The sequence below is a fragment of the Streptomyces sp. NBC_01410 genome (assembly GCF_045040195.1).
Taxonomy (GTDB): domain Bacteria; phylum Actinomycetota; class Actinomycetes; order Streptomycetales; family Streptomycetaceae; genus Streptomyces.
In genome coordinates this window covers 3014675-3029441 of record NZ_CP109530.1, presented here as the reverse complement: position 1 = coordinate 3029441, position 14767 = coordinate 3014675, and the positions used below count along the sequence as shown (strand labels likewise).

Here is a 14767-nt window from a genome sequence, read left to right as displayed (position 1 = left end):
GACTCTCGATGCGGAGATAGAAACCGCCATCGATGAGAGGTTGAGACCCCTCACAGGGTCGATGAGGACCAGGTCCTGATGTGCCGGGTCCATTGCCGGAAGCATGTTGAGACCCCTCACAGGGTCGATGAGGACTGGTGATCTGCTACGACCCGGACACGACCGGCGGCACGTTGAGACCCCTCACAGGGGCGATGAGGACTGTCGCCATCGGACGCGGCGCCCCCGTCAACATCATGTTGAGACCCCTCACAGGGTCGAAGAGGACGGCACGCATGGGCAAAGAGAGCCCGGGCTACACGTTGAGGCCCCTCACAGGGTCGAAGAGGACCGTCGATCACAGGACCTCCCCGGCCCGGTAGGTCTGCTGGGGCAGTCCGCGTACGGCGAGCAGGCCGTGGTCGGGGTCGTAGTCGCCGTCGACGATGCGGATCTTGAGGTTTTCCTCGTAGCGGGTGAGCGACCCGGCCCAGTGGGGCATGGGGATGAGGTACTCGTCGGCGAGGAGCCGGCCGGCGGACTGGTGGTCGTGTCCGGCTTCGGCGAGGGCATCGGCGTAGTCGTCGCGGTCTTCAGCGAGGATGGCCTCGGTGCCGTCGAAGAGTTCGTCGAAGGTCTCGGACAGTGCGGTGCGGTCCTCGAAGGGGTAGCGGAACTGCAGGAAGGCGCGGTCGAAGCTGTCGCGGCGTTCTAGCACCTCGTTGCGCCACTGGGCACCCCAGTCCGTGGCGTACACCTCGTCCAGCCAGCCGGTGGCGTCCGACTCGTCGATGGCCCCGCCCTTGTGGCGGGTGAGGATGTGCCAGGCGCTCTCGACCGGTTCGCGTGGGTAGATGCCGTCGGCGTACTCGCCGCTTTGACGGCGCCGGGCGGTCCAGGCGGGGTGGTGGACGATCACGTCGGCGGGCGGGCGGGCTCCGATGCGGTTGATCCGGCCGAAGCGCTGTAGCAGAGCCTCCAGCGGGGCCGCGCTGGTGAACAGGACGTCGAAGTCGACGTCGAGGCTGACCTCTACGACCTGGGTGGCGACCAGCAGGCCGGGGAGGCGGGTGTGCTGGGCATCCGGGGCTACGGTCCCGAACCGGCGGGCAATCTTCTTCTCGATACGGGAGCGGTCCATTCTGCGGAACCGCGAGTGCAGCAGGAGCGCGGCGTCGTCGCCGTGGCGTGCCCGGACGGCGGGGGCGAGCTCCTCGTACAACTCCAGGGCAAGGGCGACGTTGTTGGCGATGACCAGGACGGACTCGTCCTGTGCCAGTCGCAGGCGGATCTCCTCCAGCGCGGAGGGGTCGGTGAGGTGGTGGCTGCGGGTGCGCAGGAGATGACGGGTCGGCAAGCCGAGGTCGGGGGTATCCAGCAGGGCAGTCCGTCCGGTGAGGGTCTCCTCGAACAGGCTGGCCAGGACACCCGGCAGGGTCGCGGACAGGACGGCGATCCGCCCGCCGAGGCGCTCCCACAGCCGGGCGCTGGCCAGGATGTAGCCGAGTCGGCGGGCATCGTAGGCGTGCAGCTCGTCCAGGATGAAGACGGAGTTCGCCGCGTCGACCAGGATGCCGGAGTGCGCTGGACCGGCCAGGGCAGCCCGCAGCAGCTGGTAAGGGGTGCCGACGCGGACGCTTTCGTGGAACAGCTTGGTGGCCGCGGCGCGTGACAGAGCCTTGGTGGCGGCGTCGACACGGCACGGGGAGCCGTCCTCGTGCTCCTCGTCCCCGTCTTCCGCGGAGATCGCTGCGGCGAGGTGGTACGAGGCGGCGCGGGAGTGGGCGACACCGACCGCCGTGGGGTCGCCGAGTGTCTCGCCCAGCCGTTTGGCCATGGCGTTGATGGAGGACAGGTACGGGAGAGTGAAGAAGACGCGCGGCGCCCCGCCGTCGGCCGCCGCCAGAGCGGCGACTTGGCGGGCAGCCCAGAGCAGGGCGGCTTCGGTCTTTCCGCTGCCGGTCGGCCCGCGCAGCAGAAGGTGTTCGGTGATGTCCGCGGCCTGGAGTTGGTGCTTGCGCAGTGTCCTGCCGCGGTCGGCGAACTGCTTCTCCAGCAGGAGGCGGAAGGTGGCGTCCAGCGGCTGGACAGTGGACAGGGCCTGGTGGGCGGAGGAGAGGTGGTCGGCCAGGGTGACGGCGCCCTGCAGGAGCACGGCGGCTAGGCCCTCCGTGCGGCCCACGCGGTCGGCCCAGCGGTCGAGGACCTCCCCCAGCATTTGGTGGGCGGAGGTCACCAACTGGACGGTGGTGAGGTCGTCATGGTCCTGGGAGGCTGTCACCGGCAGCCCCGCCCGCCTGGCGGTTTCACGCAGCCATGCCTCCAGAGCCGCGACAGCACGCGGGTCGACCGTGCCGAAGCGGTCAGCGAGTTCTGTAGCGGTGACGCTTCCGTAGAGGGTCTCCAGGTCGTGTCCGGTCTGGCCGGTGAGCGCGCGGTGGTGGGTGGCGACCGCGGTGGCCACCCACGACAGGAGGTCGGGGTCGTTGATGAGGGAGGGCAGGAAGCCAAGTGAGGCGACTTCGTGGCGCTCGCCCCAGCTGCGGATCCGGCCGGTGAGCATCTTCTGGAAGCCCTCGGGGACCTTGCCTCCGTCGTGGGTGAGGCCGGCGAGTTCCACGGCCGTCCAGAAGCTGCCGTCGAAGATTTCCTCTGCCGCGTTCAGCCGACCCACACGCCGCCGCAGCTGGGCTGCGGCGGCGCGGGTGTACGCGAGGTGGGTGGTGAGGAGTTCCGCTGGGCGCTGCCGTTGGGCGCTCTTGGCCCGCAGCGTGGACAGGATGTCCGTCATCGCGAGGGTGATCCGTCTCTGTGGCACGGGCCGGGGCTGGGACAGGTCTGTCAGAAGCGCAGGCCGGTATCGGGATGGGAGGTGGGCAGCAGGGTTACGGCTTGCCCGTCGGTTGTCGACCGACTGCCGGTGACGGGGTGTTCGGAGCGTCCGGAGGAGTCGAACCGGTAGGCGTCCCATTGGGTACGGTCCCGGCCGAGCGCGATCGCGGTGGGCAGCCGCAGCAACGTGCCCGCCGTACCAGCCCCGTCTGGCACGACCGCGGAACGCTGTGCTCCGGGCGTCGTACGGAGCGAGATGCGCTCCATACGGATGCCGACCAGGTCCTGGCTGCGGCCCAGCCGAAGCGGCCACACCGGTCGGCGTAGCCTGCGCTGCCAGGCTTCGGGCTCGTCGAGCAGCCACACCGTCAGTACGGCGTCGGTGAGGAACTCGCGGTTGCGCGGGGTGGGAGATGCCTTCTTCCCGGAAGCGTCCAGAGGGTGGTAGGTCTCGTAGTCCACTCCCTTGCTGCCGGCGCGGAAGGCCATGGCGAAGCGCAGCCCCGGATCCACCCGTGGCCATCCGCCGGCCGCGGCGGCGAGCAGGCCGCCGACGGTGGCCGGTGGCGGGCACGGCAGGGTGACCTGCACCCCGGCGTACAGGGGGTTGCGGAAGGAGACGACGGGCGCGGTGAGGGTGACCTCCAGCGCCGTGGTGTCCGTAGCGGTCATGCCGTGGGGTCCTCGAACCACGCGTCGTGGTCACCCTGCTGGATCTGTTCGGCCAACTGGTTCAGCAGCAGGCGCGGGTGTTCCAGGAGCAGACGGCCCTCGTCGATCAGATCCTTGAGTTCTCCTCGGACCTGCTCACGCTGCTCGCCGAGGAAGCCGGGGGCCCAGCCGAGCAGCACCGGGCCGTCCTCCAACTCATCACTCCAGGCATGGAGCTCCTCGCGCAGTACGTCGGGGAGAAAGACCGGCTTCCCGTCGCGGGCGCCCAGGACGCGAGTGAACGGGTTGACGCCGCCCTTGAGGGGAGCGAGCAGGACCAGTGAAGGCGTGCGGTCCCCGTAGTGCAGCGCCTGCTTGGCGCCGCCACGTACAGAGGCCAGGGTCTGCAGCAGGGTGGCGATCCGGCGGCGGCGCTCCGCGAGCGGCAACCGGACAGCTGCGGTGCCGCGCAGTGTGGTGGCCTCCGCGCCGGCGGCCTGGGCCTCCTCGGCGACGGTCTGGCTGATGGCCACCCGCAGGCCGTTGCCGTCGGTCTCGAAGACCCCGGCGCGCGGCAGGTCCAGCAGCAGATCCCCGGCGAGGGTGGCGCTGTAGAGCTCGTGGGAGTGGATGACGGGGTGCTCGCCGACCGGGAAGTCCCGGCTCATCGTGCCGAAGTCCATGGTGGGGCGTTGCGGAACCACAGAGACCAGTGTGCCGGTGGCCAACACGGTGTCACGCTGATAGTTCTCCTTCTTCACCGCGACCATGTAGCCAAAGAGGTCGTCGTCCAGGTGCCGGTCGGGGCGACCCGCGGTGTACGCCTGCTGCTTGGCCCCCTTGCCGATGCGGGTGACCGCCGAGCGAGACTCCTCGAGCGGCAGCGAGTCGCGCACCCACCGGCGGAATGCCTGCGCGGAGACGTACGGGTATTCCTCGCGCCCGACCCTGAGCTTTTTGATCCGGCCGGTGTTGTCGTCGCCCTCCCCGTTGTTGGGAGCACCTGCGACCACATCCAGCACGATCTTGCCCACCAGAAAACTCACTGCTTGTCCTCCGCTTCGTCGGTGATGAACTTCCGGTCGAGAGCGTCGAGTTCGTCGTCGCCCCCGTCATCCATGACGTCCTTGGGCCAGCCGAGGCGGGACAGTTCCTCCAGGACCCCGACCAGCAGCAGCTCCCGGTGAAACCAGGCCGGGTTGTCCGATCCGGGAGCGAAGAGCAGGACGAAGGCCCGCTCGGTCACCAACGGTCCCTTGGAACCCTCGGGCGGCCGGATAGCCCACCCCACCCCCTCGCCGATCAGCCACCTCCGCAGCCTGGGCACGTCCTTGAGGTAGGTTTTGAATGTGTTGAGCTTGCCGCGGGAGGTCTCCTCGCTGAGCAGGCTCGCGATCCTGCTGGCGGTCGCCCTGATCTCGGACAGGTCTTTCTCGTTCATCAGCATCACCTCGGTGACGAAGGAGTCGAGCAGAGCCACCAGGTTGGCCACCCGCTCGCGGTCGGGGGCCATACCGGTCACCAGCCGGTCCAGGCGGCGCACACCGCTGCTCAGGATCCGCGCGGGCTCCCGGAAAGCATTGCGGGCCAGGCCCACCACACCGGCGTCGGCTTTGGTGGCGTGGGCACGCAGCAGGTCGGTGAATCCGCGCCGCAGATCGGAGTCGCGCGAGGTGCGCCGCAACCACTCGGCCAGGGGCTGTTCCAGGCTGTACTGCTCCAGGGCCTGGCCCCGGTTGTTGTTGTTGAAGACCAGCAACTCCACCCCGGCAGTGACCCTGTCGCCGTAGTGCCGCAGAGCGGTCAGCGCCACGACCTCGCGGACATCGGTCTGACGCCGTCCGGGATCGCCGGTCTCCGCGAGAGGCAGGTTGCGCTCAACCTGACGCGTTGCGATGCGCTTGAGGAAACGCTCGTCCCAACTGTGCACAGCGATAGAGGAACCGCCGGTCAACTGACTTCCGTACGGAAGCGCGTGGAAGCTGGCCCGGCATGGGTGGCACAGGGCCATCCCCGCGTGCCCGCGAGGGGTGGTGTTCCGATACGCCTCACTCTCCGCCAACGCGACATCGAGCTTCCCGAAGAACCCGACAGCCTGACGACCGCACAGGACGCAGCTAGCCTCGGGCCAGGAGGCCGGGTCGGGCATGCGGCGCCAGATACAGATCGCGTCCCGTACGGCATCGTCGGTCTTCTTGCCGTTCCCCGGGTGGTTCATCGGCGCGTTGGGGAAGAAGGAGTAACTGGCCTTCAGCCAGAATCCGTTAGCACCCTTGCTGTCCCGAACCAAAGCCGCGTGGATGGCGTGCTGGGTGATCTGCTCAACCGCTCTGTCGAAGCCCTCTGGTGTCAGATCCTCCGGACGATTGTCCTCGGCCAGCGCGGTGATCGCGTACGCCCCGATCCGCTGCAGCGGATGCGCGGTGAGTACCAGCCGGGACTGCGCGCCCAGATCGGGCGCGGCGTTCACGCGGCTACCCATCCGAAGCCAGCTGCGTTCGCCTGGCCGAGTCCCCAGCTCCACAGGGCTTGCAGGGTCTCCGGAGGACCGGCCAGTTTCACCTCCACAGCGGCGCCGGGCTTCAGTCCCTGGCCTACGCTGAACGACCGCTTCGGTCCGATCCAGGTGACGGACTCCAGCTCCACATCCGGGGCAAGCCCCAGGGTCTCGGCCTTACGGCGAAGGTTGCCCTGGAAATATCCGGCCCACTGCGGCTCGGTCGGCAACAGCCAGTCCTGCCGGGTGGTACGAACACCGTCCTCGCCGCGTCCGGAGCCCTTCATCACTACCGGCGTCGTCGTACGCAGAATGGCCCGGCCGAAAGTGAAGTCCGGAGGGGTGAGCGCCGTGACACCGGTCAGCCGGAGCGCGACGCCGCCCCAGTCAAGCACGTCTCGCCCGGCGAAGCCCCGGCCCAGCGCTTCCATCACCTCCGGCATCGGGCTGCCGAACTCCACCACACCGCGTCCGCCAGCCGCGTAACGACCCGACTTGCGCGGCGCCGAGGCGAACACTGGGGCGCTGTGGCCGAACGGCACCATGCCGTGCACCCCGGCACCCTTCTCGTGGAGTTGTCTGCCTAACTCGGGGGCTGTACGGGCCAGTACGTCGTAGACAAGGCCACGCCCCGGTGCCAGAACAGCCGCCCAGGGCAGCTCAGAGGCCATTGTTGTGACAGCTAACCTCAGTCGCACACCACTCACTCTCCGAAGCCTCAGCATCGATCGGGACGGGACAGCAGATACCGATCTCCCAAACGGTGCAGAGCCTAGAGCGCCCCACTGACAATCGCTCCGGAAGCCTGATCAGACGCCTACCTCCAGCGTTCATTCGCTATCTTGGCAACTGTCTTGTACCTGACGGCTGCCGGACGATGCGCGCTCCGACGCCTCCTTTCACCTGCCGTGCGGGCTCTCATACCTCGCGAGAGAACTACGCTCCGCTTATGACAGCCACAGTCCTATCAATCTGCGCGCTCGTCGTCAGCCTCACATCCCTCGGCTGGCAGGTGGTGTCCTGGCTCAGAACCGGGCCGGTGATCAAGGTGAAGCGGCACTACGTCATTGCCGTCATTGCAGGCGCAGTTGCCCCCGGGCATTACCTTGCAGTGGCTGCCACCAATCGCGGCCGAGCGCCCGCGTCGATCACAAACTGGGGACTGCTGCTGCCCGACGACGTGACGACGTCATCCATCAGTGCTCCACTGCCAGGCGTTGAGCCGCTGCCCCACCGGCTCGATCCGTACGCCGAGGTGAGCTGGTACCTCGGGGAAGAGGAAGTGGACAGGATCTGTCAAGAACGCGGGATCTCAAGAGCGCAGATGCGCCCGTTCGTCAATGTTTCGGGGCAGGGGCGGAAGGTTGGCAAGCCCCTCGGATGACTCGCGAATGTGTCGTGAGCCCCGCCGCGAGGGACGACAGCGGCGGGGCTCGACCGTGCGGGTGCTTCTGCGGGAGGATTCGTCAGTGGCTGTGCGGTGGGTACCACCAGCCGCAGACCTCGCAGTACGCGAAATCGGCAGCGGCGATCAACAGGCGTCGGATCACGGCTCGTTCACCCCCCGACGCACTGTGTGGATGGTGCACCTAACCCCTTCCGAGCCCCACTCGACGCGGTCAACTTCCTCTGTCTCACCTGCGTATTCATCCGAATCGAGGCCAGGGGGAAGCGGTGGGGGAGTGGCAGACGAATCGGACACCCGGTACGCGGCCACCACCCACGTGAAGACAGCCACCCACCAGGTGACGGGAGTTGCGATGGCGCAGCCGCCGAGCATCCAGGCGGCCATGACCGAGCCGAGCACACGGCCGATGGCGGACTTCCAGCCGCCTGCCAACAGCCACCGCCCATGGCGGCGGGTGAGGACTGCGCTCCCGGCCGCGACGCGGGCGACCTGCGGGAAGGGCCCGGTCATCCGAACGCCCCGGTGAAGCCTGCGCCGAGCATGTTCACGTCGCGCGCGAAGCCGTCACCCGGATCGAGGCTGTCCTCGACGTCGCCGACGGGTGCAAGGAGCTCAGTGACGAGCACACGTGCGCGTGCGGCGGCCGGATCGTGGTGTACGGCGGGGCTGGCGCCACCCCATGCGCACGCTGCCAGGGTTGTGGCGCACTGTGGACCGAGGAAGGCGTCATCGCCGCATAGCCACCACTCGCCACTCTCGTCCCCCCAACCAGCGCTCTGGAGGGCGGCTTGGCACAGATCACGCCAAAGCCCTCCCCGTAGTTGGCGTCCATCGCTACGGTCGAACCGGCAAGCAAGAGGGGGAGTCGTGGACGAGGCAGCACGCCGGTTCGGCTTATTCATCGTCAAAGCAGCCCACGATCAGTCCGGCGGTTGGGAAAGGGACGCGGAAAAGCTCGCCGCCGTCCTCGCCTATATGGCGCGGGAAGCCAGCAGTAGAGACCGGGACCGGGACGACTGGAAGAGTCGGCTCGTTCGAACGCGCGCGATCCTCCAAGGCGACGTATCGCCAGTGGTCGTGACGGCAGAAGTCGATGCCTGGGCACGAGAGATCCGAGCTCTGGATCAGGGCTGGGGTCCTCGGCAAGCCGATCTGCTGCGGGCCAGCGAGCATGCGACGAACCCCAGACTTGGGGATCTTGTCTTCGCGCTCACTCATCTACCGTCCAACCGTGGCCCGGTGAACCAAGAGCTGATGGACAGCCTCCGCAGGATCGGTGACGGTCCCTTGGAGGAGACAGATGACTCTTCTAGCCAGGAGCGCCAACTCAGTCCGCGGAATGAGCCAGTTGACCCTTCTAACCAAGGGCGCCCCGTCAGTCCGTGGCGGGGCGTGGGCTCGTTAACGCGTCGTGAGCGCCCCTCATTCTTTGACCCCGAGGACAATACTGGGGAGGCCCCTCCGGAGGAGTACGCGACCTGGGAGCGGTCCACGCGCAACCGTGTCGTGCGGTCCATCCTGGATTCTGGGCCGTCCACCGTCGCCGATCTCGCGAGGCGCCTCGGTCTGACCCCAAGCAGCGTTCGCCGCCATCTCGACCAGCTGGTCTTCGAGAGTGTGGTCGAGGCCAGTGGGCTGGATAGCGCCCAGCTGTTCGCACTCACCGACTATGGCCGGGACGCCTTCGAACAGTCGAACGACGCCCTCGCCGTGGACGCCCGCCGCCGGATCGAGGACAGCGCCAGCGGCGAAAGACTGCAAAATTCTCCGTTCGTCGACATGGAGAGCGTGTCGCCGGAGCGGATTCTGGACCTTGTCAGACTTCTTCGCGAGGCTCACGAGGAAACTGAGATCGCTCGTCGTCGGGCGATGCTCTGGGACAATTCGTGGCGCGGGGAGGACTTCCCTGACCCCCCGGACACCTTCGACGCCGAGGACATTGCGCCTGCGGTCGCCACGATGAACCACGCTCTCGCCGCGCTGTTCCTCCGGCTCGGACCGCCCCCATCACCAACCGAACAGGACTTTGCCCCGGTCGGCAGTGGAGACGGAGGTGCGCAGGCATGAGCCTTGATGACCACCGCCCCACTGTTCCCGGGGCGGACCCGTTCATCGCCGCGGGCATGAGCGTCGCCGCCCAATGGGGCGCCGCCCTGGGAGGACCCGAGAAACTTGAAGTATCCCTGAAGGCGCTGGAACCCATTCTCAAACGTGAGCACCAAGTCCGTCTCCGTCAGCTGGATTTTCAGGAGGCAGCAGCAACCCGAAAGGAGGCAGCAGCAGCCCGAAAGGAGGCAGCCGAGGAGGCAGCAGCAGCCCGAAAGGAGGCAGCCGAGGAGGCAGCCGAGGCGCGGAGGGCAGCGGCCGCTCAAGCGGACGCAGAACGCGTAGCGCTGGAAGCGGACAATAAGCGCCAACATACCTATCGCATAGCAACTCTCATCGCGGGCATGGTTGCGTCCATCGTCATGCTCGGCAGCGGTATCTATGTCGCTCCCGACAACGCGTGGCTGGCCGCAGGCCTGTGCGGGCCCAGCATGCTCGCTCTGGTGAAGATCTTTGTCCTAAAGAAGAGCGACGCCGCCGACATGCGCGCATCTGAGAGGACCGCACGAGAAGCTGCGAACGTCGGCGCCCCGCCCCCGGGCGGTCCGCCAGTGCTTTGACCCGTGCCAGTGCGGCGGCACGATCGAGGTGTACGGCGGGGCCGGCGCACGTCCGGTCGCCCGCTGTAAGGCCTGCGGTGCGCTGTGGACCGAGCGGGGTGTAATTGCCGCGTGACAACTACCCCGCCCAACCGGATCCCAGACCTCGGGTTGCGGACAAGCCCGCGGAGCATGGCGAGACTTGCCGAATCGACATCGCGAAATGGGGAGCGTAGGCTCGAAAGCCGAGAGAAGTCCACCCATGATCTGTCGGGTTGAACTATCCTCCGCGGTCGACTGGTTCTCATGCCGACCGCCACAACTCGGGGGCCTGACTCTCTTCAGCGTTGCGCGCATTCCCTCTCGGAGATGGTTGTTCAGTTGCGACTCTGACCTTTCGTTGCTGGGTGACTGTGCCGCTTCGGGGATGCATACTTCCGCGGAGGTCGCCCGGCTTGTCGCTTTCCATGAGGGAGATGGTCACATTGGCCTGCCACTCGACTTACGCAGCGGATTCAAGAGGCGACGTCGGTTTGCCTCTGGCATCTGAAGAGTTCCGATCGCTGTGGGCCCGGCGAGATGAACCGATCAAGCGACAGCAGCCGTACATGCCGACCGTACCCCTGGTCCTCAACGGAGAACTCGTCGAAGACCTTGAGCGCATGAACAAGGAGTACCCCGGAAATCTGTACGTCACGCCGGTGGTATACGGCGGAGCCTTCGCTCTTGCGGCCTTCACTGACGGTAAAGAGATGTTGGCCGAGGCGCAAAGAATGGCGGACAGTGCCGAATTTCGTTGGCACATGGAGGAGCGCGCAATCGGCTGCCTTCCGGAAGACGCACCAGCACCCCAGACGTTGGAATGCTGGGACCTCCCAAATCTTCGGGGTGAAGTACTGCGCACACGTCCCGGAAAGCATCGCAGCGATCTGTCTGCCATTCCTCGCAGGGGGTTCCTCAACTGGGACAACGCCATCCGGTCTGTTGACGCGTGCGCTTACCCCTACTCCGCTTCCAGCGAGAAGGACTTCCACGGGGTAACGCACTTCATCAACTTCCGCTGCGGGTTTAATCCGACCGCGTTTGGAATCAACACATCGTCGATAGTTAATTGGGGGACCCTGCCGCCCGATTTCTGACGGCCTGTCCGGTGGGTGCGGAGCGCGTCCGCAAAAGACGTGGCGATCGCTCCTACCGGCCCACCCCGTGTCCCTCACCTCGATCCCGCCGAGTTACGTCACGTTGGTGATCCAGCACCGTCGGGCGAACGCGGACACGGCGACGGCGGTGGCCATGCCCCCGCGTTCGGCGAGCGTAGGCGACCCCTGTGGAAAACCCGGTCAGGGCGGCCCCGGTCAGGGCGGCGACTCGGCCCACACATGCGGGCCGCCGCCCCGCCACTCGATGATCTCGGAGCGGGCGACGTCGTCCTCGTCAAGGCCTTCGAGTCCAGCTCGGCGCAGGAACTCAGCCACGTCCTTCAGATCGTGGGCGAGGCCGAGGATCTCCCCATCCACACGCACGCGTCGGCCGCCCGTCGGCGATGGCGGGTAGACGATCACAGGCAGTGGTCCGGCCATGCCTCCAGCCTGCGTCACATCGGCAGTCACAGCAGCCCCAGCGCCGTATCCGGCCGGCAGAACTGGCACGCCTCGACACCCTCGCCGATCGCCCGCCGCGCATCCTCCTGACTGACCACCTTGCGGTGCTTGGCCATGCCGCAGTCCCCGATGTGCACCTCGATGGGCCGCCGATCGGCGCCGATGCCGTACGACACGCACCAGCCCGGATCCTTCGGCGGCTGGAGACGCTCGGCGCGCGCCTGCTCGGCTGCGTGCTGCTCCTCCTGCACGATCCACCGGTCCGTCTGCTGGAGCTGCTGCTCCTGGACACGGCGGAGGAACCGGAGCAGCTCCAGACGAGGCAGATTTTCGGACACATATTCGATTCTAGATCCGGCCAGGCAACGCGAACCCCCCGACGCTCGGCGACGACTTGACATGTCGCGGATAGGGGAGAAACGTGAATAGTGGGGGCGAGGTGTGACGTGAATAGATTGCCCACCGGGGTCACAGCTCATGTCCGATCCGCTTCGGGCCGGACCCCCGTCCGGTCCACCGTTCTGGCCACCATCCGGCCTACCGCCTGAGACGCCGCCGCCGGGAGAGGGGCCCCCTGCGGGCCCGCGTCGGAGCAAGGCGAACGTGATCAAAGTCTTGATCGGCGTCGTCTCGTTGATTGTGGCGGGCGTTCTGTTCTTCCAGACGAGGCAGGGCCAGGAGCAGAAGGGGGAGATCCTTCTGCAGCCCGCCGCGGAGGCGGGCCCCGACCCGTTCACCTCGTCGGTCGCGGCCGGCTCCCCCACACCCACCACCACCGGGGGCGCGCGGCCTCCCCCCGCGGACACCGGTAGGGGGACCGTTCTCGCCAGTCGGCGGGGAGGGGAACCCGGTCTGTTCGGCGGCACCAGGAAGGTGTCCCAGTGCGACTCCCGTCGCATGGTGGACTTCCTGGCCCAGAACCCCACCAAGGGCCAGGCCTGGGCAGGGACCCTCGGCTTCACCTCAGCGGACATCCCCCGATACGTCGCGACGCTGACCCCCGTGCTGCTTGTCACGGACACCCGGGTCACCAACCACAGCTTCCGCGGCGCCCGGGCGGTGCCGTACCAGGCGGTCCTGCAGACGGGCACCGCGGTCCTGGTGGACCGGTACGGGGTACCGCGTGTGCGCTGCGCCTGCGGCAATCCGCTGATCCCGCCGACGCCGGTCAAGAAGAAGCCGGCCTACAGCGGTCAGCGCTGGCCAACGTTCCAGCCCGTGACGGTGGTCGTGGTGGTCCCGGCCGCCCAGCCGCTGCAGTCCCTGGTGCTCCGAGACGTGAACACCGGGCGCGGGATCGTCCGGCCGGTGACCAGCACCGGGTCCACCGACAGGGACGCGCCCCCACCGCCCCCACCACCCCCTCCACCCACCAGCCCACCGGGGACGCCGACGACGCCGGGGACGCCGACGACGCCGACTCCCACAACTCCGACGGCGCCGCCCACACCGACGACGCCGCCCGGCAGTCCACAGCGCCCGGCGCCCCCGCCGACGGTCCAGCCCACGGACACCGCCCGCCAGCTTCGGATCAAGGTGGTCACCACGCAGGCGTGCAGCGACGCGGGCGCCGCCGAACCCAAGCCGGACGCCACCGTCCGCATCGGCAACACCGAGATCAAGACCGGCCCGGACGGCACGGGCAGCGGCACGATCCCCCCTGGGCAGCACCAGGTGACCGGCACACCGCCGCCCGTGATCTCGGTCAACGTGGCCCTCACCGTCGGCACGGGCTCGGGCGTCCGCGGGCCGAACGAGTCGGAAGTCGTCTTCGAGCCGATCCCCGACGACGTTCCGGAAACTGCGAGCGACTACGAGGTCGCGGTGCGCTTCGAGAGGACCGACGGCAGCTGTCCCAGCCCCGGGACGGGGGGACCGCCTTGACCACCATCAGGGTCCGAGCGCCGAACGGGGCGAGGCTGTGGCAACCCCGGACGCGGCGGACCGCCGTGAACCAGCCGAGCAAGGAGCCATCATGACCACGCAGCCGGACCAGCCGGGTCCGGAAGGACCGGGCTTCCTGAGTCGAGTGATCGACACCTACAAGAGCATCGAAAGCAAAGTGACCGAGTGGGTCAAGAGCGGGGCCCGGCTGTACGAGAAAAAATACCAACTTGGGCTACAAGGGCGCACCATCACAGACGCCCTGAAGGGCCTCTGGCCCCCGAGAGTCGGTTTTCACAACCTCATGGCCTTGATCGGCGGCGCCATCACTTTCACTCTCGGCTGGGGGCGCGCCGCACTCACGGCCATCGGCGCCTTCTTCACCGGTCTCAGCTGGCCTGCGGTCCTTGCTGGTCTCGGGATAGCCGCGGTGCTGGCTGCCGGAGGCTACGCATTGAGCAACACCGGCGGCACACCCGACACGGCAGGGAACCAGCAGCAGCAACAGCAACAGCCGGGTGGTCAGGAGCCGCAGGGCGGGGTCGAGCCCCCGCCACCTGGTGGTGGCCCGGCACCCCCGCCACCTCCCGGCAGAGAGCCAGCACCGGCGCCACCGCCCGGCGATGAGCCGGCGCCCCCGCCACCTCCCGGCAGAGAGCCAGCACCGGCGCCACCGCCACCCGGGAACCAGCCGCAGGGCACCGCGCTGCGGGTCAAGGTGATCACCACGGAGTCCTGCACCAATGAAGGACCCGCCGCCGTCAAGGGGGGTGTGACCGTCCGGATCGACGGTGTTTCCATCACGACCGGGGCCGATCCGCAAAGCAATGACGAAGGGGTGGGGCGTAAGCCCGTGCCTCCCGGCACCCACACTGTGACGGCTCCGGGGCAGATTCACGAGATCAGGGTGACCCCCACCGGAGAGCCCGCCAAGTTCAAAACGGGTGGTAACGGGATGAGCGCGGACTTCGTCAATGCCAACCCGGGCGGGAGCCAAAGCGACTACGAGGTCGCAGTCAGATTCAAGGCCGCCGACTGCCCGGCGGAAGGCGAACCGGCTGAACCGGGCGTGCCGCCAGCCCCGCCGCCGCCAGTCCCGCCACCCGAGCCGCCCGCCCCGCCAGCCCCGCCGCCCGAGCCGCCCGCCCCACTGCCCGAGCCGCCCGCGCCGCCAGCCGAGCCGCCCGCCCCGCCGCCCGAGCCGCCCGCGCCGCCAGCCGAGCCGCCCGCCCCGCCGCAGCCAGTCCAGCCAGCGCCCCAGCCGTAACAA

Annotated in this window: 12 protein-coding genes, 1 pseudogene and 1 CRISPR repeat array (1 of these 14 only partly in view); of the genes and pseudogenes, 6 read left to right on the top strand and 7 right to left on the bottom strand. The window is 68.0% G+C overall.

The features are described from left to right. Positions 1-326: direct repeats of the CRISPR family, unit length 25 nt; unit sequence GTTGAGACCCCTCACAGGGTCGATG (it extends 229 nt beyond the left edge of the window). An 11-nt stretch (positions 327-337) separates the two neighbouring features. Genes cas3 through OG741_RS13855 form a run of 5 tightly spaced genes read right to left on the bottom strand, consistent with a single transcriptional unit; the run spans position 338 to position 6630 of the window. Then, positions 338-2797: a CRISPR-associated helicase Cas3' gene (cas3, locus tag OG741_RS13875; protein ID WP_405597552.1), complete on the bottom strand. Its 2460-nt coding sequence runs from the start codon at positions 2795-2797 to the stop codon at positions 338-340. A gap of 23 nt (positions 2798-2820) precedes the next feature. After that, a complete protein-coding gene (cas5, locus tag OG741_RS13870; RefSeq protein ID WP_405597550.1) occupies positions 2821-3483 on the bottom strand; it encodes a CRISPR-associated protein Cas5 in 663 nt (220 codons plus the stop codon). Next, the gene (gene cas7i / locus OG741_RS13865; RefSeq protein ID WP_405597548.1) at positions 3480-4508 is read right to left on the bottom strand and encodes a type I-B CRISPR-associated protein Cas7/Cst2/DevR; all 1029 of its coding nucleotides are present in this window, start codon (positions 4506-4508) and stop codon (positions 3480-3482) included. The genes cas5 and cas7i overlap by 4 nt, the downstream gene beginning before the upstream one ends. After that, entirely contained in the window at positions 4505-5932 is a 1428-nt protein-coding gene (locus OG741_RS13860; protein ID WP_405597546.1) for a hypothetical protein, read from the bottom strand. Before OG741_RS13860 ends, cas7i begins: the two co-directional genes overlap by 4 nt. After that, complete coding sequence (locus tag OG741_RS13855; RefSeq protein ID WP_405597544.1) at positions 5929-6630, bottom strand: CRISPR-associated endoribonuclease Cas6; 702 nt, start codon at positions 6628-6630, stop codon at positions 5929-5931. The genes OG741_RS13860 and OG741_RS13855 overlap by 4 nt, the downstream gene beginning before the upstream one ends. A gap of 278 nt (positions 6631-6908) precedes the next feature. Between OG741_RS13855 and OG741_RS13850 the strand changes: the two genes are divergently transcribed. The 4 genes and pseudogenes from OG741_RS13850 (at position 6909) to OG741_RS13835 (ending at position 11151) form a co-directional block, all read left to right on the top strand. Further along, positions 6909-7343, top strand: a complete 435-nt coding sequence (locus OG741_RS13850; protein WP_405597541.1) for a hypothetical protein — start codon at positions 6909-6911, stop codon at positions 7341-7343. Between the two features lie 1416 nt (positions 7344-8759). Further along, positions 8760-9119, top strand: a pseudogene (locus OG741_RS13845) (ArsR family transcriptional regulator); the annotation flags it as partial. A gap of 311 nt (positions 9120-9430) precedes the next feature. After that, positions 9431-10033, top strand: a complete 603-nt coding sequence (locus OG741_RS13840) for a hypothetical protein (RefSeq protein ID WP_405597539.1) — start codon at positions 9431-9433, stop codon at positions 10031-10033. A 587-nt stretch (positions 10034-10620) separates the two neighbouring features. Beyond that, positions 10621-11151: a hypothetical protein gene (locus tag OG741_RS13835; protein WP_405597538.1), complete on the top strand. Its 531-nt coding sequence runs from the start codon at positions 10621-10623 to the stop codon at positions 11149-11151. Between the two features lie 216 nt (positions 11152-11367). On the opposite strand, the gene OG741_RS13830 is transcribed toward OG741_RS13835, so the two are convergent. Next, positions 11368-11592, bottom strand: coding sequence for a hypothetical protein (locus OG741_RS13830; protein ID WP_405597536.1), 225 nt, complete (start codon positions 11590-11592; stop codon positions 11368-11370). 26 nt (positions 11593-11618) lie between these two features. After that, positions 11619-11951, bottom strand: a complete 333-nt coding sequence (locus OG741_RS13825; protein WP_405597534.1) for a DUF6233 domain-containing protein — start codon at positions 11949-11951, stop codon at positions 11619-11621. Positions 11952-12216: 265 nt separating this feature from the next. On the opposite strand from OG741_RS13825, the gene OG741_RS13820 reads away from it, so the two are divergent. Further along, positions 12217-13497 carry a DUF6777 domain-containing protein gene (locus tag OG741_RS13820; protein WP_405597531.1) on the top strand — a complete coding sequence of 427 codons (1281 nt, stop codon included), beginning with the start codon at positions 12217-12219 and terminating at the stop codon, positions 13495-13497. Between the two features lie 91 nt (positions 13498-13588). Then, positions 13589-14764 (top strand): hypothetical protein, encoded by a 1176-nt coding sequence (locus OG741_RS13815; protein WP_405597529.1) that lies wholly within the window; start codon positions 13589-13591, stop codon positions 14762-14764. Positions 14765-14767: the final 3 nt, after the last annotated feature.

Coding starts and splice junctions, on each gene's coding strand:
- OG741_RS13840 (WP_405597539.1), top strand. CDS start 9,431: ATGAGCCTTGATGACCACCGCCCCACTGTTCCCGGGGCGGACCCGTTC.
- OG741_RS13835 (WP_405597538.1), top strand. CDS start 10,621: ATGCCGACCGTACCCCTGGTCCTCAACGGAGAACTCGTCGAAGACCTT.
- OG741_RS13850 (WP_405597541.1), top strand. CDS start 6,909: ATGACAGCCACAGTCCTATCAATCTGCGCGCTCGTCGTCAGCCTCACA.
- OG741_RS13830 (WP_405597536.1), bottom strand. CDS start 11,592: ATGGCCGGACCACTGCCTGTGATCGTCTACCCGCCATCGCCGACGGGC.
- cas5 (WP_405597550.1), bottom strand. CDS start 3,483: ATGACCGCTACGGACACCACGGCGCTGGAGGTCACCCTCACCGCGCCC.
- OG741_RS13855 (WP_405597544.1), bottom strand. CDS start 6,630: ATGGCCTCTGAGCTGCCCTGGGCGGCTGTTCTGGCACCGGGGCGTGGC.
- OG741_RS13815 (WP_405597529.1), top strand. CDS start 13,589: ATGACCACGCAGCCGGACCAGCCGGGTCCGGAAGGACCGGGCTTCCTG.